We start from the raw sequence: 19,986 nt of genomic DNA, 5'->3' as shown, positions 1-19,986 counted from the left end.
GAGACCCATGCGACTGATTCTTCTGGGCGCCCCCGGCGCCGGCAAAGGCACCCAGGCCTCTTTCATCTGCCAAAAGTTCGGCATCCCGCAGATCTCCACCGGGGACATGCTGCGCGCCGCCGTCAAGGCAGGCACCGAACTCGGCGTCGCCGCCAAGAAGGTGATGGACGCGGGTGGCCTGGTCAGCGACGACATCATCATCGGCCTGGTCAAGGAACGCATCACGCAGCCGGACTGCGCCAAGGGTTTCCTGTTCGACGGCTTTCCCCGCACCATCCCGCAGGCGGACGCGATGAAGGCCGCCGGCGTGAAGCTGGATTTCGTGCTCGAGATCGACGTGCCTGACAGCGCCATCATCGAGCGCATGAGCGGCCGTCGCGTGCACGTCGGCTCGGGCCGTACGTACCACACGAAGTTCAACCCGCCCAAGACCGAAGGCAAGGACGACGTCACCGGCGAGGAGTTGATCCAGCGCGATGACGACAAGGAAGAGACCGTCAAGAAGCGCTTGGAGGTCTACCAAGCCCAGACGCGTCCGCTGGTCGACTACTACTCGACCTGGGCCGCCAGCGGCGACGCGCAGGCCCCGCAGTACCGCCGCATCGAAGGCATCGGCTCGGTGGACGAGATCACCGGCCGCGCCCTCGCCGCGCTGGGCTGAGCTCACCCCGACGCGTGACGATGGCGGCCCGCGTGGCCGCCATTTTTTCGTCCACAATTGACGTTTACGTCAACGGCAACCAACAACTCTGAAGGAGACATCCCCATGGACATCGCGAACAAGGTCTTCATCGTCACCGGCGGCGCGTCGGGACTCGGCGAGGGCACGGCCCGCATGCTGGCGCGCGAAGGCGCGACCGTGGTCATCGCCGACCTGCAGGTCGAGCGCGGCGAGGCGCTGGCCAAGGAGCTCAACGGCGCCTTCGTCAAGTGCGACGTCAGCCAGGAAGCCGATGCCCAGGCGGTCGTCGCCAAGGCGGTGTCGCTCGGCAAGCTGATGGGCCTGGTGAACTGCGCTGGCATCGCGCCGGCGGCCAAGACCGTCGGCAAGGACGGCGCGCATGCGCTGTCGACCTTCGCCAAGGTCATCACCGTGAACCTGGTGGGCAGCTTCAACATGATCCGCCTGGCCGCCGAGGCCATGAGCAAGAACGAGCCCGAAGCCACCGGCGAGCGCGGCGTGATGATCTCCACCGCCTCGGTGGCCGCCTATGACGGCCAGATGGGTCAGGCGGCCTATGCGGCCTCCAAGGGTGGCGTGGTCGGCATGACGCTGCCCATCGCGCGCGACCTGGCCCGCAACGGCATCCGCAACATGACGATCGCCCCCGGCATCTTCGGCACGCCGATGCTGTTCGGCATGCCCCAGGAGGTGCAGGACGCGCTGGCCGCCAGCGTGCCCTTCCCCTCGCGCCTGGGCCGTCCGGAGGACTACGCCAAGCTGGTCCACCAGATCGTCACCAACGACATGCTCAACGGCGAGGTGATCCGCCTGGACGGCGCGATCCGCATGGCGCCGAAGTGAAGCGCGGCGCCTGACCTGGCGCCCATGAAAAAGGCCTCCCGGCGCGAGCCGGGAGGCCTTTGGGTTTCCGCTCAGCGCAAGCTGAGCGGAACGCTCGATCAACGCTTGGCGCTGCGGGCGTAGACGGACCACAGGCCCGCCAGGTCAGCCGAGCCATCCGTGCCCTTGACGGTGCGCCAGGTGGCTTGCGCCTTGGCCTTGTCGCCGCCCAGGAACTGGGCCAGGCCCAGGTAGAGCTTGGCGTCGTCCGGACGCTTCAGGTTGCCCTTGGCGATGCCTTCTTCCATCAGCTTGATGCCGGCGGCGGCTTCGCCACGCTGCACCTTCGCGAAACCGACCTTCACCAGCTCGTCGCCTTCGCGCGCGCTGCGGGCGGCGGTCTCGGCGGCGGCGGCGCCGGCCTTGGCCTCGGCGATGCGCTTGTCCAGCAGATCAGCCAGGCGCTTCGGACGCGCGTTGTCGTCGGTCGGCTTCAGGATGCCGGTCGAGAAGCCCTTGTCCAGGACCTTCTTGCCTTCATCCGGATAACCGGCGGCGCCGGCCAGCTGCGCGAGCTCCATGTAGTCGTTGGCGCCCGACATGTTCTCGGTCGCCAGCTTCAGACGCAGCACGTCGACCTGGTAACGGCCGGCAGCGAAGCCCTTCTTGGCCTGCAGCGTGCCCAGCGACTGCGCCCACAGCTGCTTGGTCGGGTAGTAGTTCAGCAGCTTCTGGATCAGGACGGATTCCGAAGCGCCGTCGCCCTTCTTGTTGGCGGCCCACAGCGCGGTGTTCAGCTTGTCCTGCGACGGCGTGCGACCGGCCTTCTCGTCGGCGGAGATGTCCGCCAGCGTGTCCTTGAGGATCGTGGTGACGTCGCCCGAGCGCAGCTGGGCCGCGGCCTGGATCTGCTTGATCGCGGGGCTGTTGCCGCCGGCGGCGTTGTACTTGTTGACCCACTCCAGCGCCTTGGCGCCGTTGCCCGCGCGCAGGTAGGTGCCGGCGATGGCTTCCATCGTGGGCAGCTTGTTGGCCGCGGGCAGCTTGCCGGCGGCGCTCAGCGCGTCATAGGCCTTGACCATGCCATCGGCATCGCCCAGGCGCGAGGCGGCGGACAGGCGCAGGCCTTCCAGCGTCGCGTTCTCGTCCGCGTTGCGGCCGGGCACCGCCTCGGCTTCGCGGATCTTGGCCATGGCTTCCTGCGCCTTGCCCTGCTTGAGCAGGTCGGAGGCCGCCTTCAGCGGCGTGCCGACGGGCGGGCGCACTTGCGCGGCGGCTTGGGTCAGGACGCTCAGGCTGCCGTCGGGCGCTTGGCCCAGCACCAGCGCCGCGGCGCCGACAGCGGCGGTTGCCAGCAGTTTGAGTTTCATTCGCTTGCTCTCCAGAAAGAAGAAAAACGCGCTGCCCTCGCAGGCAGCGCGTTCTGGTCAGACACCAATCAGATGGTCATCCGGTTCAGTTCAGGAACTGTTCGTTCCCGACCATCGCCATCTTCTTGACGCCCAGGCGCTGCGCCGACGCCATCACGTTGGCGACGTAGCCGTACTCGGCCAGCTTGTTCGGCTTGATGTGCACTTCCGGCTGGTCCGGGATCGCGACGATCTCGGACAGCTTGGCTTCCAGCGCCGCGTGATTCGGCACGGCGGCGCCGTCCCAGAACACGGTGCCGTCGAAGTCGATCGCCACTTCGTGGACGATCGGTTCGGTCGGCGGCGTCTGGTTGTTCGGCGGCGGCATGTCCAGGTTCACCGAGTGCAACTGGATCGGGATGGTGATGATCAGCATCACCAGCAGGACCAGCATCACGTCGATCAGCGGCGTCGTGTTGACGTCCAGCATGGTTTCGGGATCGTCACCACCACCGGAGCTTCCGACATTCATACCCATTCTTCAGCTCCTTCAGCCACCACGAGCCGGCGGCTCGGTGACGAACTTGATGGACATGATGCCCGCGCGCTGGCACGCGACCATCACCTTGCCCACGTTCTCATAACGCGACTTTTCGTCGCCGCGGATGTGAACTTCCGGCTGAGGATTCAGAACCGCCACCTTCTTCAGGCGCGTGACCAGCGTTTCCGTGTCCGGAACCAGCTGCACGCCCCAGTAGATGTCGCCATCCTTGGTCACCGCGATCTCGATGTTCTCCGGCTTGGTGACGCGGACGACGTTCGTCTCCTTCGGCAGGGTCACCCCCACCGACTGCGTCACCACCGGAACGGTGATCAGGAAGATGATCAGGAGCACCAGCATCACGTCCACGAGGGGCGTGGTGTTGATGGTCGAGACCACTTCGTCGTCGCCACCGGACGAACCTACGTTCATCCCCATATTGCGTCTCCGGGACTGCGGATTAGCGGCCTGCGACCTTGCGGCTGCCCATCAGGACGCCGTGCAGGTCAGCAGCGAAGGCACGGACTTGGCCCATGACCGACTTGTTGCGGTTGACCAGCCAGTTGTAGCCCAGCACGGCCGGAACGGCCACGCCCAGACCGATGGCGGTCATGATCAGCGCGGCGCCCACGGGGCCGGCGACCTTGTCGATCGACGCTTGGCCGGCAACGCCGATCTGCGTCAGGGCTTGCAGGATGCCCCACACGGTACCGAACAGGCCGATGAAGGGGCTGGTCGAGCCGACGGTGGCCAGGAAGCCCAGGCCGCCTTGCAGGCGCGAGTTCACTTCTTGCACGGCGCGGTCGATGTTCATCGTGACCCACGTGTTGTGGTCGATGTTCTCGGTCAGGGCGCCTTCATGGTGCTCCGAGGCTTCCACGCCGGTCTGGGCGATGAAGCGGAAAGCGCCGGTCTCGCTCAGGCTCTTCAGGCCTTCCTGCAGGGAAGCCTTCTTGAAGAACGAGGCGCGGACTTCCTTGGCTTCACGAGCGATCTTGGAGGTGTCCCACAGCTTCGTGAAGAGGATGTACCAGGAGCCCATGGACATGATGGCCAGGATGGCCAGCACGGCCTGGTCGACCACGTTGCCGTGGGCGACGATGTTGCCCAGGCTGTAGGGGTTGTCGACGGGCTTGGCGGCGGCCGGCTCGGAGACGGCGGCAGGAGCGATGTCGGCAGGAGCGGGAGCGGAATCAGCAGCGGAAGCGGCGGCCGAGGCAGCCTGGTCCTGCGCTTGGGCGGCCAGCGGGGAGACGGCCAGGGTCGCGGCGCACGCGATGGCCGCGAACATGGCAGACAGACGAGAGATCATGGAGTTAGCTCCTACGCAAAAAGTCTTGAACTCAGGTTGAGGGGTCGGGGCGCGTCAGGCGCCCCGTGATCGGTCGAATCGCGGGTCAGGACGTCCCGCAAATCATTCCATGTTGAACACGAACTCTTGTTCGAGCGTCGCGTCCGTGCATTCGTATTCCGTCAGCGCGGCCTGGATGGCGTTCTTCAGCGCGCGCTCGGCCTTGCGGTCGTTGGCGCCGCGCAGCGAGACGAAGCTCACTTCCGAGACCTTGCCGCCCTTGACCACGAACGTGGCCTTGTAGCTGGCGGTACCGCTCCAGTTGAGCGCCGGCATTTCGGGCTTGGCCATCTTGGTGCAGTTGCCGATCGCCGAACGGACCTTGGGCTGCGGCGGTGCCGGAGGCGCCGGTGCGGCCGCAGGCGGCGTCGGGGTGAAGTTGGTCGCGGGCGGCGGCGTGGTCGACACCGCGGCCACCGTCTGCGTCGGGGGCGGCGGGGCCGTCACGACGACTTCCGGCGGCGGCACGAACGGCGGCGGCGGGGCCTTGATGTCCGGCGGCGGCGGCACGACCTTTTCAGGCGGCGGCGGCGGCTTGACCTTTTCCTCGACGACCTTGACGTCGATCGGACCCTTCACCGCTTCCTTGATCTTCGTTGCCAGGCCGCTGGCCAGGGCGCCGACGATCAGGACGTGGACCAAGACGACAAGGCCGAAGCCCGTCAGGCGCGAAGACCCGCCTTTATCCTGCGCAAAGTTCATGCGCGCTCCTTCATCAAACTGCGAATTTCTTTCATCGAAGCTACAAGGGGAGTTCGACTCTACACAGCGTCTGGTCGGATCAGGCGTTCGCGCCGCAACCTGGGGTCAGCAGCGCCTGTCTTGCCGGCTGTGCGAGCGACGGAATGCGGTGATGCCGAGCCGCCGAAGCGCCACGGACCGCCGACCCGCCGAATGCAGGATGGACACACGAAGACTCGAAAACCCAGGGCACGATACGAACCCGACTCAACAAAAATGCCCGTCAGCTTGTGGCCGCGGGCGTCTCAAGGATCGATCAAAAACCTGTAGCAAAACTACAGATTTCGACCACCTTTCACGACCTAGATCATAAACGACATGCACAAGTCGCAAGCCATGGGGTTTGCCCGACCATGCGCGCATCGCCCATCGCACGGATCACCACCGGTTACGGCGGCAACCGCCACCGGGACTCGTTGATCAGCCATGAGAACCGGCCCTGGTATTCTACTGGTATGACCCTGAGCACCCCCGGTGGGGATGCTAGGGCTAACCCGAACGTCAGGCGCCGGTCAGATTGCTTAGCGAACGGGCAATCCGCGTGCCGCTCAGACCGGATTCAGGCGGAATTCAGGCCGAAATCAGCCATCCGGTGATCGCCTGGCGCTCCGCCATGGCGAATGGCGGCACGTAGGACACGAAATGTCGCTGAGGCACGGTGAACAGCGACAAGGAATTGAAGTGCGGGAAGAAGGTGTCCAGCACCGATCCGTCCTCGGCCGTGAAGTGCAGCAGGCCGCCCCAGTCCGGCCGCCAGCGCCGGGTGAGGTTGATCACGTAGGCGATGCGGCGGTCCTCGCGGTCCACATGATCGTCGTGGGTCGTGAGGAAGTTACCGCGCGAGTACATGGTCGCCTGCGCGAACACGCCATTGATTTCAGGGTCACCGCTCAGCTCGCGCATGCGTGAGAGGAACTCCTCCTCGGCCATCCAGCGCATGAAACGGGCGAGCAGATCGTCTCGGCCATCCTGCACGGCCTTGACCAGCGAGTCCGAGAAGAACGAGAACTGGAAGCTCTCGCGCGCGACCGAATGGATGCCTTCGGTGAGCTGCATGCGCTGCTGGGGCGTCAGGGCGCGCAGTTGCTCGCCGGTGAGGCGGCGGTCGCCATTGAGGTCGCGGTAGACGAGCTCCCAGTCGATCGCCTGCAGCGCGCGGTCCAGCGCGTCGACGACCTGTGGCGAGAAGAAGTCGCGGATCAGCACCCTCCCCTCGGTCCGCAGCGTGCGGCCCAGGGCGGTGAAATCCAGTGCGGGGTTGATGTAGTCCATGGGATCGCCCAAAGAAAAGCAGGCCCCGAAGGGCCTGCATGGTCAGGTCAGGAGACCCGATGGATTAGAAGCGATAGGTGCCGCGCACGTACAGGGTGCGGCCCTTGACGTCGGCGTACGTCGGGTCGAAGCCGACCTGGAAGTAGTCTTCCTGGACGGTCGCCGGCGGCTTCTTGTCGAACACGTTGCGCATGCCCAGCGTGAACACCATGTTCTTCACGCCCTTGTAGGTGCCTTGCAGGTCGAACAGGTCGTAGGCCTTGACGTGGCGGACCTCGTCATAGTCCTGGTAGCCGTTCTGGCGGAAGTAGCGGGCGCCGACGCCCCAGTTGGCCATGTCCCAGTCCAGCGTGAAGGTCTGCTTGAACTTGATCACCGGACCGCCCACGGCGTACTTGCCGAGGTTGTCGATGGTGTCGCCGGAGATGATGTTGGTTTCCGAGCTCTTGGTCAGGATCGTGCCTTCCCAGCCCGGGGTGAAGGTGCCCCAGTCGGTGCGCAGGCGGGTGCGGGCGCTCAGGTCGAAGCCCTTGACGCGGGCCTGGCCGACGTTCTCCAGCGACGCGTTGACGTAATCCAGGTAGCCCGTCACGGGGTCGCGGATCAGGCGGTTGGCGAAGACCGAGGAGCTGGTCGTCGGGCCGGTCTGGTTCTTGAACCAGTCCTTCAGGATGTCGTCGCCGGTCAGCGCGCGGATGCCGTTGGTGATCTTGATGTCGAAGTAGTCGATCCCGATGGTCGTGTCCTTGATCATTTCAAAGACCAGGCCGGCGGTGAAGGTCTTGGACTTCTCCGGCTTCAGGTTCGGGTTGCTGTTGTTCACCGCGGTCAGCTGCGTGGAGCAGTGGTCCGTGTTCGGGAAGGCCGTGCAACCCTTCAGCGCTTCATAGAACGGGTCGGTGAAGTTGGAACCCGTGTTCGTGCCTGCGGACGGCGCGTACAGGTTGTCCAGCGCCGGGGCGCGGAAGCCCTTGCCGGCCGAGGCGCGCAGCAGAATGCCGCTCATCGGGGTGAAGCGCAGCGACAGCTTGGGGCTGGTCGACGACAGGCTGGGCGACGAGAACGAACCGTCGCGCGAATCGCCCTTGGTGCCGCTGTACTTGTCGTAGCGGACGGCGGCGTTCAGCTCCAGCATCTTGTGCACGGGGAAGTTCGCTTCGGCGAACACACCGCTCACGTCGCGCTGGCCGGTGACGGCACCGGCGTTGCCCGAGCCGCCCACGATGTCGCCGGAGCCGGCGATCTCGGAGTAGCCGTCGTGGTACTTTTCCTTGCGGAACTCACCACCGACCGCCAGGCCCATGTTGCCCGCGCCGACGTTGAACAGCTCGCGCGACAGCGTGAAGTCCACGCCGGTGTTGCTGGTCTTGGACGAGCGGTTGTTGCCCGACAGCTCGGCGCCCTTGAGCGCGGCCAGGCCGGCGGCGTCATTGGGGCCGAACGGGTTGATCAGGCCGGTGGCCAGCGCCTGGACCAGGCGGGCGTCGGAGAAGATGCCGCTGACGTAGTCGTCACGGGCCTTGCCCTCGGCGTACACGAACGCGGCCTTGTAGTCGAAGCCCGCGAAGGTGCCTTCGGCGCCGGCGACGGTGCGCAGCACCTCGCTGGTGACCTTGTCGCGGCGCTGACCGCCGTCGACCATCCGCCAGGAGATGCGCAGCGGGCCACGGTAGCCCGGCAGCACCGCGTCCACGGCGGCGGTCGGGTACCACTTGCCGCCACCCGGGTACAGGTAAGCCGGCTTGCCGGTGGTGGTCGAGGGGGTCTGCGACGAGCCCAGGATGATCTCGTTGCGGCTGTAGGCCACTTCGGCGAACAGCGTGTGGTCCTGCGACGGGGCCAGGGTGGCCTTCACCAGGGCACCGTAGCGTTCCTGCTCGGGGACCAGGTCGATGTAATGGGTGTAGTCGTAGCGGCAGTTGGTGGCGCCGGGATACGAGAAGCTGTCGGGCGGCGCGCAGTTCGGGAAGTTCGCCGCGAGCGGCACGTACTGGCCGGTGGACGGGATCACGGCGTTGGCCGGGAACGTGTTGCCGGAGTCCTTGATGATGCCCAGGTCCGGACGGTTGCCGGTCGAGGCATAGGCGCGGTCCTTGGCGCGGATCGCGTCGTACTTCTGGTAGTTGAAGGTGCCCAGGATGTTGAACTTGTCCTTGTTCAGGTCACCGAAGCCCAGGCCGCCGGACAGCGAGAACACGTCGCCGACCGAGTGCGGGGTTTCCAGGCCGACGGACAGTTCGCCGCCCTTCCAGTCCTTGCGGGTGATGAAGTTGATCACGCCGCCGATGGCGTCGGAGCCGTAGGTCGCCGAGGCGCCGTCGCGCAGCACTTCGATGCGCTCGATGGCGGCCAGGGGCACGGAGTTCAGGTCGACGCCCTGACCCGAGAACGGGTAGGTCGGCAGACGGCGGCCGTTCAGCAGCACCAGGGTGCGGGCGCGGCCCAGGCCGCGCAGCGAGGCGCCGGTCTGGCCGGTGGCGGACGAGTCACCGATCGACTGGCCCATCGCGATGCCGCCGCCGTTGTTGTAGCTCAGGCGATCGACGAGTTCCTGCACGTTGGACGCGCCGCTCTTGTCGATGTTGTCGCGGGTGATGACGCTCACAGGCAGCGCGGTCTCGGCGTCGATGCGCTTGATCGAGGTGCCGGTGATCTCCACGCGGTCGAGCTGCTGCTGGGCGATCGCCGGGGCGGCGATCACACCGAGCGCGAGCAGCGCGGCGGTGTTGATGCTCTTACGTTTGAACATGAGGACTCCTTATCCAGAAACACTTGTGACTTGTTCCCGGGAACACGAGGCGGCCGTGTTTCGGCCAACGCCCTCCGAGCTGTGTTCCCGGGTCAGGGCCGGGCCAGTTTCTTGTCGCCTTCGACATGGAATCCCCCGTGAACACCCTAAGCGGCTCGTGACAGGCCTGTTTCTGGCCGGAAAACGCGGGTAAACACCAAAGTGCGCATTGCGGCATCCGTTGCGGCAACGCGACGCGCGCGTAACGCCCGAAACGGGCCCTTAACACCTGGAAAACCCGATTCAACGCACCACTTGTGCGCAATATCTGTGGATAGCAGCGCGTTTATCGCCCCGTTGCGCGTATCAGGTGCATTTCGCCGCGACAGCCCTTGTGCGAGGACACGCCGTACGGCTTCACGAAACGCCCAGTTACGCCCGTTGCACCGTCACGGTGCCGGGCACGGCGGCCTCGAAAGGGTTACCCCGAAAGGAAGAGAAAAGGGCCGAACGAGGCGGCCCTTGGGGGGAGGAATGAGGCGCCGGGGGTCTCGTCAGGCGGGGGTGCGGCGCTCGACGCGGGGAACGGCGGCGAGCAGCGTGCGGGTGTAGGCCTCGCGCGGCTGACCCAGGACGGCGTCGCAGGTGCCGGATTCCAAGATGCGACCCGCTTGCATCACGGCGACCTCGTCGGCGATGTACTCGACGACGCCGATGTTGTGGGTGATGAAGAGGTAGGACAGGCCGCGGCTGCGTTGGAGTTCGCGCAGCAGGTTGAGGATCTGCGCCTGGACGGAGACGTCGAGAGCCGAGGTCGGTTCGTCGCAGACGATGAGGCGGGGCTCGACCGCGAGTGCGCGAGCGATGGCGATGCGCTGGCGCTGACCGCCGGAGAACTCGTGGGGGAAGCGGCCGAGGGCGTCGCGGCGCAGGCCGACCTGGTCGACGAGGTCGAGCAGGAGGGCGAGTCGGGCGGGCGCGTCGAGTTCGGGGCGCAGCGCGAGGAGGCCTTCCTCGAGGACTTCCTGGACGCGCAGACGCGGATTCAGGGAGGCGAACGGGTCCTGGAAGATGATCTGGACTTGGCGGCGGGCGTCGCGGAGGGCTTCACCGTCGAGCTGGAAGAGGTCGCGCGGCGCCCCGCCCTGCCCGGCCGCGGTGCCCGTGAGCCCCGGGAGGCCTGGCGCGGGCGGATGGAGCAAGGCCTGACCCTCGATGACGGCGACGCGACGGAGGAGCTGGACGATGGCTTTGCCGGAGGTGGTCTTGCCGCAGCCTGATTCGCCGACGAGGGCGAGGGTGCGGCCGGATTCGATGGAGAACGAGATGCCGCCGACGGCGTCGAACCACTGCCGGGTGCCGCCGAAGAAGCCGCGGGAGAGCGGGTAGCGGACGCGGAGGTCCTTGATCTCGAGGAGCATGCCGCGGGCCCCGCCCGCGAGAGCTGCACTGCCCGCACTGCGTTCCGCGGTGTCCGCGGTATCCGCCTTGTCCACGGTATCGGGCGTGTGGGGGGCGTAGCGAACGTCGGAAGCGACGGCGGCACCGGTGCCCCCTGGAGCGCCTGTGGAGCGTGCGGGAACATTGGCGCGGAAGGGGGCACCGGTGCTGCCGGCGCGTTCTCGCGCCGAAGTGGCGTCTTCAACAAACAGCCCGGGTTCCGAATAGATGAGGCAGCGGACCTCATGCGGTGCGCCTGAAGCGGCGAGCGCATCGAGCGTGGGCGGGGTGGAGGCGCACGCGGTGATGGCGCGATCGCAGCGCGGAGCGAAGCGGCAGCCCTCGAAGGTTTGCCAGAGCGCGGGCACGGTCCCGGGGATGGCGGCGAGGGGTTCACCGCGGCGCTGCGCGTCGGGCAGGGCTTGGAGCAGCAGCCGGGCGTACGGATGCCGAGGCGCGGCGAAGAATTCGGAAGCCGGGGCGACCTCGACGATCTGACCGGCGTACATGAGGGCCACTTGGTGGGCCATGCCGGAGACGACGCCGAGGTCGTGGGTGATGAGGAGGAGGCCGAGGCCGCGTTCGCGCTGGAGGTCCTTGAGGAGGTCGAGGATCTGCGCCTGGATGGTGACGTCGAGGGCGGTGGTGGGCTCGTCGGCGATGAGGAAGTCGGGTTCAGCCGCGAGGGTCATCGCGATCATGATCCGTTGCTTCTGACCGCCGGAGAGTCGGAACGGGTATTCGTCGATGCGGCGTTCGGGTTCGGGGATGCCGACGCGGCGCAGCCAGTCGATGGCTTTCTGGCGGGCGGCCTGGCCGCGGAGAGGCGTGTGGGCCTGGATGGCCTCGACGATCTGATCGCCGACCTTCATCACCGGGTTCAGGCTGGTGCCTGGTTCCTGGAAGATCATGCCGATGCGGCCGCCGCGCACATCGCGCATGCGGGCTTCGCTGAGGTCGAAGAGGTCCTGGCCGTCGAGTTCGAGGCGGCCTGAGGCGATGCGGCCGTTGTCGGGCAGCAGGCGCATGAGCGCGAGCGCGGTCATGCTCTTGCCGCAGCCGGACTCGCCCACCAGGGCGAAGGTCTGGCCTTGGGCGAGCGTGAGGCGCATGCCGTCGATGGCGCGCACCAGGCCGGCGTCGGCGTCCAGGTGGACGTGGAGGTCGTCGATCTTGAGCATGGCGCGGTCCTCAGGCCTGGGCGTTCTTCTTCTTGAGCGACAGCACCTGCGGGCGCAGCTTGCGCGCGCGCGGGTCGAAGGCGTCGCGCACGCCGTCGGCGAACAGGTTGGCGGCCAGCACCAGGCTGACCATGAAACCGAAGGCCGCGGCGAAGCTCCACCACACCACCGGGTCGCGGCTCATCTCGGAGCGGGCCAGGTTGATCATGCCGCCGAAGCTGTTCATGCCCGGGTCCACGCCCACGCCGACGTAGGTCAGCACGGCTTCGTAGAGGATGAGGTCGGAGAAGTTGAGCACCAGCGAGATCAGCACCAGGTGCATCACGTTGGGCACGATGTGGCGGACCATGATCGTCGTGTCGCGCACGCCGAAGGCGGTGGCGGCCTGGACGAAGTCCGCCTCGCGCAGCTTGAGCGTCTCGCCGCGCACCAGGCGGCACAGCGTGGCCCAGCCGGTCACGCCCAGGATCACGCACAGCAGGAAGATCTTGAGGTCGGCGCGTTCCGCGCCGGTGGCGAAGGCCTCGGGGTGCTTGTCCAGGAAGACCTGGACCATCAGCACGCAGGCCGCGATCAGCAGCACGTTGGGCACCGAGGTCAGCACCGTATAGAAGTACTGGATCGCCTCGTCCACCCAGCCCTTGAGGTAGCCCGCGAGGATGCCCAGCACCAGCGCGAAGGGCAGCGTCGCCAGCGTCGACAGCGCGCCGATGACGAACGCGGTGCGGATGCTCTTGAGCGCCTGGTACAGCACGTCGTTGCCGGTCTGGTCGGTGCCGAACACGTGGTAATGGCCCATCAGCGCGATCGTCGGACCGGCCAGCAGCGCGATCACCGTCAGCGTGCCCAGCGCCGCGCGCCACGGGTAATGCGTGCGGTCGGCCAGCAGGTCGCGCAGTCCGGCGCCGAATCCGCCGTGATGCGACGCGAGCGTCGCGGCCGTGGCCAGCGCCATCAGCACCGCGGCCAGCGCGCCCAGCGCCAGGCCGGTCAGCGCGCGGCGCGTCAGGTCGGCGTGCCAGTCGCGCGCGGGGTCCTGCAGGTGCGCCCCGCCGAAGGCCAGCCGCGGATACTCGCGCACGATCTCGTCGCCGTGCGCCACGCTGTCCAGCGTGAAGCCCTGGTACGCGAGCGGCGCCGAGTAGCTCGTCTCGCGCATCTCGATCTGGCGCGCCAGCAGCAGGTCCAGCACGGACTCGGTGCGGGTCTCGTAGAACTGCTGCCCGGCCGGGCTGTCGGCGAGCGCGCGCCGGAAGTGCAGGCTGTCCAGCGCGGTGATCGCCAGGAACAGCGCCAGCACCACGCCGGCGCTCAGCGCGGCCGGATCACGCAGCACGCGCTGCCAGTTCGAGCGCAGGTGCGGGCGGCGGATCAGCCGCACGATGTAGAAGCCCAGCGCCGCGAACATCGCCCACAGCGCCACGTCGGTCCAGAGGATGACGACCTTGAATCCCATGTCGAATCCCAATGCTCGCAGTGTTCAGGTCAGCCGCACGCGCGGGTCGACCCAGGTGTAGATCACGTCGATCAGCGCGTTGCTGGCGATGTAGAGCAGCGCGCCCAGGAACACCATGGTGCGCACGATGGCGAAATCCTGTCCGGTGATCGCCTCGATGACGAAGGCGCCCAGGCCGGGAATGCCGAAGAAGCTCTCGAACACCAGGCTGCCCAGGAAGACGTAGGGCAGATAGGCGCCGGCGCTGGTGATGATGGGGATCAGCGCGTTGCGCAGCACGTGGCGCATCAGCACGACGGGTTCGGACAGCCCCTTGGCGCGGGCGGTGCGCACGTAGTCCTTGCCCACCTCCTCCAGCAGCATCGCGCGGTACAGCCGCGCCTCGCCGCCCAGCCGCGACAGCAGCGACAGCACGATCGGCAGCGCCAGGAACTTGATCGCGTCCAGGCCCGGCTCGTAGCCGTTGATCGGCACCAGGCGCAGCACGCGCGAGAAGAAGAACTGGCCGACGATGATGTAGAACAGGCTGGAGATCGACAGCATGAGCACGCACAGCACGACGCCCCAGAAGTCGATGCGCGAGTTGCGGAAGAACGTGAGCAGCAGCGCGAAGGCCACGCTCACGATCAGCTGCAGCGCGAAGATCGGCACCGCCAGCTGCAGGCTCACCCCCATGCGGGTCTTGATCTCATGGCCGATGTCCACGGCCTGGCGCGCGTCCGAGCGGCCGAAGTCCAGCAGCATCAGCGACACCGAGCGTTCCCAGAACACCGTGTGCGTGACCGCCGCGGTGCCGCTCTTCGACGCGTCCCAGTACAGCGGCTTGTCGTAGCCGCGCTCGGCCTTCCACTTGTCGATCTGTTCCTGCGTGACACGCTTGCCGCCGATGTTCAGGCGGGCCATGTCGTCCGGCGTGTTGACCGTGAAGAACAGGAAGAAGGTCAGCAGGTTGACGCCGACCAGGATGGCCAGCCCGTAGGCGAGCCGGCGTGCGAGGTACTTGAACATCAGTCGGATCCCCGCTCAGCGGTGGCGGTCGGCGCAACGGTCGGCGCAAGGGTCGAGACGGCGGTGCCGCGCGCGGTGGCGGTCTCGCGCTGGCGGAAGCTGCGGCGGGTCATCCAGACGATGGCGGCGAAGCCCACCACCAGCACCAGCAGCGGCCACCACACCGGGCGGTTCCACTCGCCTTGCAGCTGGGCGCGTTGCTTGGGATCGAGGCGGTGGTAGCGCACCGGGTCGCGGATGACGATGCTCGGCTTGCCGTTGTGGACCCAGCTCTGATAGGCCTGCCCGGTCCACGCCCAATAGCCGAAGGCCCAGGGCGCATCGTCCTGCGCGATCTGCACCATGCGGTCGATCACGCGCTGCTTCTCCGGGCCGTCGTCCAACACCTGCATCTGCTTGAACAAGCGGTCGAACTCGAGGTTCACGTAGTTGGCCGAGTTCTCGCCCTCATGCAGCGACTTGCTGTTGGGCCCGTAGAGCAGGAACAGGAAGTTCTCGGCGTCCGGGTAGTCTGCCAGCCAGCCCCACCAGAAGATCTGATGCTTGCCTTGATGGAGCTTTTCCTGGAACTGGTTGTAGTCGGTGGCGCGCACTTCCAGCTGTACGCCGATCTTGGCGAACTGCTTGATCAGCCAGTCGTTCTCGGCTTTCACCTCGGGCGTGACCACGCGCATGAAGTCGTAGTTCAGCACCAGCGGCGCGCCGGTCTTGGCATCGCGTCCGTCGGGGTAACCGGCCTCGGCCAACAGCTGGCGAGCATCCTCGATCGAGCGCCGCTCCACCTTGCCATTGACCAGCTTGTGCGTGACCGGATTGAAGAAGCCGGGCTGCGCCTCGCGCGAGCCGAAGACGCCAGGAGGCACCGGCCCGTATGCAGCCACCCCGCCGCGGTTCTTGAAGATGCGGCCGTAGCCCTCCTCCCAGTCGATCGCGATGGACAGCGCCTGGCGCAGCTTGCGATGGCGGAGCTCGTCCTCGGGCGTCTTGCCCTTGCCGACCACCGGATCCAGCATGTTGAAGCCGAGGTACCAGTTGTTGGGCTCGGTGGTGCGCGGGAAGGCGAAGCCGCGCTGCTTGAAGAAGGCCTCGGTCTGCGCCGAATCGCTCGCGTCGGCGTAGAACTCCACGCCCCAGTCCGCGCGCTCCAGGTCGGGCATGTCCAGGTAGCCCTGCTTGAACATCTCCTTGCGCGGCACGCGTTCCTTGATCAGCGTGGCGACGATCTTGTCGATGAACGGCATGGGCTTGCCGCAGTCGGCCAGACGTCCCGCGGGGCCGTCGTCAGGCATGCCCTCGCAGGGATACAGGTCGTCCTTGCGGTAGTTCGGGTTGCGCGACAACACGTGACGGCGGTCCTGCTGGTACTCCGTCATCATGTACGGACCCGTGCCCACGGGCCACTGGTTCCACGACAGGCCGTGCTCGGCCATGCCGGGCTGCGCGTAGAACAGGTCGACCTCCCACGGCACCGGCGCGATGAAGGTCGTCGACAGCCAGTAGGACCATTGCGGGTACTTGCCCTTGATGCGCACGCGCAGCAGGTGCTTGTCGACCGCCTCCGCGCCGGCCAGCGGCCACTTGCGGAAGTCCAGGAAGGGCTTGTCGGGCGTGCTCTCGGGCAGGCCCTTCAGCAGCTTGGCGTTCTCCGCGCGGATCAGCGCGCTGTATTCCTTGAGCCCGACCACGTGCTCGGAGAACAGCCCGAAGATCGGCGCCTCGATGCGCGGCGTCGCGTGGCGCTTGAGCGCGTAGACGAAGTCCTCGGCCTCGAGCTCGCGTGTGCCCAGGTGCTCGAACTGCCACGGCGAGCGCTTGTCGCCGAGGTCCTTGGCGGTGAGGTGGTGATAGCGGTAATTGCCCTGCGCGTCCTTGGCGAAGGCGGGGCTGGGCGCGTAGGTCACGCCCGGGCGGATCGGCACGTCGTAGACGCTCTGCGCGATCTGCTCGGCGGGCGCGTCCTCGGGCAGGCGCTTGCCCTGGGCGTCGAGGTAATACGGCTTGACGACCGCGGCGGCGGCGCGCGGGATCAGCTCGTAGGGCCGCTTCAGATAGTGGTAGCCGTAGGGCGGCTCCATGATCTGGTAGGTGTAGACCGCTTCGGGCGCGGTGTAGGACGCGGTCGGATCGAGGTAACGCGGCGAGCGTTCATCGAAGGACAGGTACAGCGTGTTGTCCTTGCCGGCGCCGGCCGGATACGGGCTGTTGTTGCAGGCCGCCAGCAGCGTGGCCGCGAGCGTCGCGGTCAACGCCGTCGTCACGGCCCCGGCCAGGCGGCGAGCTCCCGTCCATCGGGCCCACGTCCCGCGCCAGCCTTCAGCCGCGTGCAGCGACGCGTTCCACAGCCCCGACGACATCGTCATCCTTCCAAAAAGCAAACGCCGCATCGTGCGGATGCGGCATTGCCAGATTGTTGCCAAGGCCGTGCCTCTCGTGGAGGCCGGCCGATGCCGGGGCGGATCATAGCGGGCCGGTTCGCGGCGCGCCTGTGACGTCCGTCAGTGGTCGTGCCCGTGGTGGTCGTGGTCATGCCCGTGCGCATGGCCGTGACCGTGATGACCGTGGTCATGGCCGTGATCGCCATGGTCATGGTGGTCATGGCCCGGACCCACGTGCCCCCAGGCGACGATGACATCGCGGCCCTCGACCATCATCTCGGCCTTCGCGCCCACCGGCAGGCAGACCTTGGTCGGCACATGCCCGAACGGCAGCCCGGTCAGCAACGGCACCTTCACGCGCTGGCGCAGCGCCTCGACGCAGCTCTTCATCGAGTAGCCGCGATCCAGCGGCGATTTCTTCCAGCCGCTGAAGCTGCCCAGCAGCACGGCCTTCTGCGCGTCCAGCACGCCGGCTTGCCACAGTTGCAGCAGCATGCGCTCGACGCGATACGGATGCTCGTTCACGTCCTCCAGGAACAGGATGCCGCCCTTGACCTTGGGGAAGTGCGGCGTGCCCAGCAGCGAGCACAGCACCGTCAGGTTGCCGCCCCACAGCGTGCCGCGCGCCTCGACGCCATCCAGGCCGGTCTCGGTGCGGAAGCCGATGGCTTCAAGCGAGCCGTCCATCGCCTCGAGGAAGCAGTCGCGCGTGATCTCGTCGACGCCGCCGTCGGTGTCGGCGCGGCCGAAGTCGTCGCAGGCGATCGGGCCGGCCCAGCTCGTCTGCTTCGTGTGGGCGAGCATCGCCAGCTGCAGCGCGGTCACGTCGCTCAGGCCGACCCAGCGGGTGCCGCGCTCGACGCTGCGCGCCATCAGCGCCCAGTCGATGCGGTCCAGCAGGCGCGTCAGTCCGTAGCCGCCGCGCGTGGCCAGCGCCACCGAGGGCGCGGCCTGCGCCACGCGGTGCAGCGCGGCCAGTCGCGTGTCGTCGTCGCCGGCGAAGCGCTGATGCTTGTCCAGCGCGGCCTCGTCGATGTTGACGTCGAAACCCAGCGCGCCGAGCCGCTTGGCCGCGCGCTTGAGGGGTTGGGCCTGGGCCAGGACGCCGGAGGGGGTGTAGAGGGTCAGGGAGCTCATCGCTGCGGGTCGTCCTGTCGGGGATTCGAGGGGGGATCCTGGGGCGGATCGAGATTCACGGAAAGGTACTGCGCGTCGCCGACCGGGATGACCGGGAACTCCTGCACCTCGGGCAGCGCGGCCATCGGGTCCACCGCGCCGGCCAGCTCGGCATCGGTCGACGTGGCGGCGCGCCGGCGCGCGTCACGCAGCTGGCGCGCGGCCTCGCGACGCTCGGCGAAGAACTCGCGCAGCAGTCGCGCGGACGCATCCGCCAGCACGCCGCCGTGCAGCGCGGTGTGGTGGTTGAGCTGTTTCTGGCCGAAGAGGTCCAGCACCGAGCCGGCCACGCCGGTCTTGGGGTCGGGAGCCGCGAAGACCACGCGCTTGAGCCGCGCATGCATCATCGCCATCGCGCACATCGCGCAGGGTTCGAGCGTCACGTAGAGCTCGCACTCGGGCAGCCGGTAGTTGCCCAGCAGCTGCGCGGCGTGTCGCAGCGCGACGATCTCGGCGTGCGCGGTCGGGTCGTGCGTGGTGATCGGGCGGTTGTAGCCGGTGGCGATCACCTGGCCGCCGCGCATGATCACCGCGCCCACCGGCACCTCGCCCACGAGCCACGCGTTCTGGGCCTGGTCCAGCGCCAGGCGCATCGCGTACTCGTCGGCGGGTTGATCCGCGGGCTGATCCACGAGTGGGAGCGCGACGGCGTCGGTGGGCTGGGGAGTTTCGGACACGATGGGCATTGGCGAGGCTCGCGCGGCAGTGTAGCCGCGAGCGCTATGCTGCCGCCCCATGCAACAGGAGCCCCCTGCCCTTCAGGACGATCTCTTCGGCGAGCTGCTGCCGCCGGCGCCGGCGCCGAAGTCATCCCAGGTCGAGGACGCTGACGATGACGAGATCGACAGCAGCGTCGGCGAAGGGGCGACCGGCGATGCGCCCAAGCGCCGGCGCGCCGGCATCCAGCCCGCGCCGGTGGATGACGAGCAACAGGCCCTCGCCGAGACGCTGTCGCCGCGCATCCGGCTGGGCACGTCGTCGTGGAGCTACCCGGGCTGGCAAGGCCTCGTCTGGGCCGGCCGGCACGGCGAGTCCAACCTGTCGCGCAACGGGCTGACCGCCTACGCGGCGCAACCGCTGCACCGCGCGGTGGGCATCGATCGCGGCTTCTATCAATCGCTGACGGCCAGCCAGTACGAGCGTTACGCGCAACTCGTGCCCGAGGACTTCCGCTTCACGGTGAAGGCGCCCAGCGTGATCACCGACGCGCAGGTCCGCGCCGAGGACGGGCGCGGCCGGCAGGCCAACACGGCCTTCCTCGATCCGCGGCTGGCGGTGCAGGAGTTCCTCGCACCGGCGATGGAGGGCCTGGGGACACGCATCGGCGCGCTGGTCTTCCAGCTCAGCCCGCTGCCGCTGGCGATGCTGGACCGCATGCCCGAGCAGCTGGATCGTCTCCACGCGATGCTGAGCGCCCTGCCCTCGCTGCGGGACCTCGCGCCGGAGGCGGTCGTGGCGGTCGAGGTGCGCGATCCGGAATGGCTGACGCCCGATTTCGTGGCGGTGCTCAAGGACACGGGCGCGCGCTACTGCCTGGGCCTGCATCCGAAGCTCCCGCCGATCCAGGACCAGTTGCCGCTGTTGCGCGCGATGTGGCCCGGGCCCTTGGTCTGCCGCTGGAACCTGCACCGGATGCATGGCCCGTTCGGCTACGAGGACGCGGAGAAGAAATACGGCGAGTACGCCGAGCTGATGGATCCGGACACGGACACGCGCGCGGTGCTGGCCAAGGTCATCCGCGCGACGGCTGAGGCCGGTCATCCGGCCTACGTGACGATCTCCAATCACGCCGAGGGCTCGGCGCCGCTGAGCCTGCGGGCGCTGGCGAGGGAGATCGTGACGCCGGGAGCGTCGTCCGCCTGAT

Annotated in this window: 16 protein-coding genes; 3 read left to right on the top strand and 13 right to left on the bottom strand. The window is 67.5% G+C overall.

What is annotated here, in order from left to right; genetic code table 11:
- Window positions 1–7 precede the first annotated feature (7 nt).
- Together adk and ACNI65_RS05840 are read left to right on the top strand one after the other, a co-directional pair.
- Window positions 8–661 carry an adenylate kinase gene (gene adk / locus ACNI65_RS05845; protein WP_416761748.1) on the top strand — a complete coding sequence of 218 codons (654 nt, stop codon included), beginning with the start codon at window positions 8–10 and terminating at the stop codon, window positions 659–661.
- Between the two features lie 105 nt (window positions 662–766).
- Complete coding sequence (locus ACNI65_RS05840) at window positions 767–1,525, top strand: 3-hydroxyacyl-CoA dehydrogenase (RefSeq protein ID WP_416761747.1); 759 nt, start codon at window positions 767–769, stop codon at window positions 1,523–1,525.
- 98 nt (window positions 1,526–1,623) lie between these two features.
- On the opposite strand, the gene ACNI65_RS05835 is transcribed toward ACNI65_RS05840, so the two are convergent.
- The 13 genes from ACNI65_RS05835 to tadA form a co-directional block, all read right to left on the bottom strand.
- Window positions 1,624–2,874 (bottom strand): hypothetical protein, encoded by a 1,251-nt coding sequence (locus ACNI65_RS05835; RefSeq protein WP_416761746.1) that lies wholly within the window; start codon window positions 2,872–2,874, stop codon window positions 1,624–1,626.
- A gap of 85 nt (window positions 2,875–2,959) precedes the next feature.
- Entirely contained in the window at window positions 2,960–3,391 is a 432-nt protein-coding gene (locus ACNI65_RS05830; protein ID WP_416761745.1) for an ExbD/TolR family protein, read from the bottom strand.
- Window positions 3,392–3,403: 12 nt separating this feature from the next.
- Window positions 3,404–3,832, bottom strand: a complete 429-nt coding sequence (locus ACNI65_RS05825) for an ExbD/TolR family protein (protein WP_416761744.1) — start codon at window positions 3,830–3,832, stop codon at window positions 3,404–3,406.
- Window positions 3,833–3,854: 22 nt separating this feature from the next.
- A complete protein-coding gene (locus ACNI65_RS05820) occupies window positions 3,855–4,706 on the bottom strand; it encodes a MotA/TolQ/ExbB proton channel family protein (RefSeq protein ID WP_416761742.1) in 852 nt (283 codons plus the stop codon).
- A gap of 102 nt (window positions 4,707–4,808) precedes the next feature.
- Entirely contained in the window at window positions 4,809–5,447 is a 639-nt protein-coding gene (locus ACNI65_RS05815; RefSeq protein WP_416761741.1) for an energy transducer TonB, read from the bottom strand.
- A 609-nt stretch (window positions 5,448–6,056) separates the two neighbouring features.
- Window positions 6,057–6,758, bottom strand: coding sequence for a 2OG-Fe(II) oxygenase (locus ACNI65_RS05810; protein WP_416761740.1), 702 nt, complete (start codon window positions 6,756–6,758; stop codon window positions 6,057–6,059).
- A gap of 64 nt (window positions 6,759–6,822) precedes the next feature.
- On the bottom strand, window positions 6,823–9,507 hold the full coding sequence (locus tag ACNI65_RS05805) for a TonB-dependent receptor (protein ID WP_416761738.1): 2,685 nt from the start codon (window positions 9,505–9,507) through the stop codon (window positions 6,823–6,825).
- Window positions 9,508–10,040: 533 nt separating this feature from the next.
- Window positions 10,041–12,107: an ABC transporter ATP-binding protein gene (locus ACNI65_RS05800; protein ID WP_416761736.1), complete on the bottom strand. Its 2,067-nt coding sequence runs from the start codon at window positions 12,105–12,107 to the stop codon at window positions 10,041–10,043.
- 10 nt (window positions 12,108–12,117) lie between these two features.
- Window positions 12,118–13,563, bottom strand: a complete 1,446-nt coding sequence (locus ACNI65_RS05795; protein WP_416761735.1) for an ABC transporter permease — start codon at window positions 13,561–13,563, stop codon at window positions 12,118–12,120.
- 24 nt (window positions 13,564–13,587) lie between these two features.
- A complete protein-coding gene (locus ACNI65_RS05790) occupies window positions 13,588–14,571 on the bottom strand; it encodes an ABC transporter permease (RefSeq protein ID WP_416761733.1) in 984 nt (327 codons plus the stop codon).
- Window positions 14,571–16,925 (bottom strand): ABC transporter substrate-binding protein, encoded by a 2,355-nt coding sequence (locus ACNI65_RS05785; protein ID WP_416761732.1) that lies wholly within the window; start codon window positions 16,923–16,925, stop codon window positions 14,571–14,573. Before ACNI65_RS05785 ends, ACNI65_RS05790 begins: the two co-directional genes overlap by 1 nt.
- Window positions 16,926–17,066: 141 nt before the next feature.
- Window positions 17,067–18,083: an LD-carboxypeptidase gene (locus ACNI65_RS05780; RefSeq protein ID WP_416761730.1), complete on the bottom strand. Its 1,017-nt coding sequence runs from the start codon at window positions 18,081–18,083 to the stop codon at window positions 17,067–17,069.
- Complete coding sequence (gene tadA / locus ACNI65_RS05775; RefSeq protein WP_416763579.1) at window positions 18,080–18,715, bottom strand: tRNA adenosine(34) deaminase TadA; 636 nt, start codon at window positions 18,713–18,715, stop codon at window positions 18,080–18,082. The genes ACNI65_RS05780 and tadA overlap by 4 nt, the downstream gene beginning before the upstream one ends.
- Before the next feature lie 142 nt (window positions 18,716–18,857).
- Between tadA and ACNI65_RS05770 the strand changes: the two genes are divergently transcribed.
- Window positions 18,858–19,985: a DUF72 domain-containing protein gene (locus tag ACNI65_RS05770; RefSeq protein ID WP_416761729.1), complete on the top strand. Its 1,128-nt coding sequence runs from the start codon at window positions 18,858–18,860 to the stop codon at window positions 19,983–19,985.
- Window position 19,986: the final 1 nt, after the last annotated feature.

This window comes from Roseateles sp. So40a, from assembly GCF_048081605.1.
GTDB lineage: Bacteria > Pseudomonadota > Gammaproteobacteria > Burkholderiales > Burkholderiaceae_C > Roseateles.
Note: the sequence above shows the minus strand (reverse complement) of the source record. Positions and strands in the feature narration are given on the sequence as shown.

Excerpts from the sequence above, each read along its gene's own strand:
- ACNI65_RS05825 (WP_416761744.1), bottom strand. The coding sequence starts at position 3,832 with ATGGGGATGAACGTAGGTTCGTCCGGTGGCGACGACGAAGTGGTCTCG.
- ACNI65_RS05820 (WP_416761742.1), bottom strand. The coding sequence starts at position 4,706 with ATGATCTCTCGTCTGTCTGCCATGTTCGCGGCCATCGCGTGCGCCGCG.
- adk (WP_416761748.1), top strand. The coding sequence starts at position 8 with ATGCGACTGATTCTTCTGGGCGCCCCCGGCGCCGGCAAAGGCACCCAG.
- ACNI65_RS05815 (WP_416761741.1), bottom strand. The coding sequence starts at position 5,447 with ATGAACTTTGCGCAGGATAAAGGCGGGTCTTCGCGCCTGACGGGCTTC.
- ACNI65_RS05840 (WP_416761747.1), top strand. The coding sequence starts at position 767 with ATGGACATCGCGAACAAGGTCTTCATCGTCACCGGCGGCGCGTCGGGA.
- ACNI65_RS05790 (WP_416761733.1), bottom strand. The coding sequence starts at position 14,571 with ATGTTCAAGTACCTCGCACGCCGGCTCGCCTACGGGCTGGCCATCCTG.
- ACNI65_RS05770 (WP_416761729.1), top strand. The coding sequence starts at position 18,858 with ATGCAACAGGAGCCCCCTGCCCTTCAGGACGATCTCTTCGGCGAGCTG.
- ACNI65_RS05805 (WP_416761738.1), bottom strand. The coding sequence starts at position 9,507 with ATGTTCAAACGTAAGAGCATCAACACCGCCGCGCTGCTCGCGCTCGGT.
- ACNI65_RS05780 (WP_416761730.1), bottom strand. The coding sequence starts at position 18,083 with ATGAGCTCCCTGACCCTCTACACCCCCTCCGGCGTCCTGGCCCAGGCC.
- ACNI65_RS05795 (WP_416761735.1), bottom strand. The coding sequence starts at position 13,563 with ATGGGATTCAAGGTCGTCATCCTCTGGACCGACGTGGCGCTGTGGGCG.
- ACNI65_RS05810 (WP_416761740.1), bottom strand. The coding sequence starts at position 6,758 with ATGGACTACATCAACCCCGCACTGGATTTCACCGCCCTGGGCCGCACG.
- ACNI65_RS05800 (WP_416761736.1), bottom strand. The coding sequence starts at position 12,107 with ATGCTCAAGATCGACGACCTCCACGTCCACCTGGACGCCGACGCCGGC.
- ACNI65_RS05835 (WP_416761746.1), bottom strand. The coding sequence starts at position 2,874 with ATGAAACTCAAACTGCTGGCAACCGCCGCTGTCGGCGCCGCGGCGCTG.
- tadA (WP_416763579.1), bottom strand. The coding sequence starts at position 18,715 with ATGCGCCTGGCGCTGGACCAGGCCCAGAACGCGTGGCTCGTGGGCGAG.
- ACNI65_RS05830 (WP_416761745.1), bottom strand. The coding sequence starts at position 3,391 with ATGGGTATGAATGTCGGAAGCTCCGGTGGTGGTGACGATCCCGAAACC.
- ACNI65_RS05785 (WP_416761732.1), bottom strand. The coding sequence starts at position 16,925 with ATGTCGTCGGGGCTGTGGAACGCGTCGCTGCACGCGGCTGAAGGCTGG.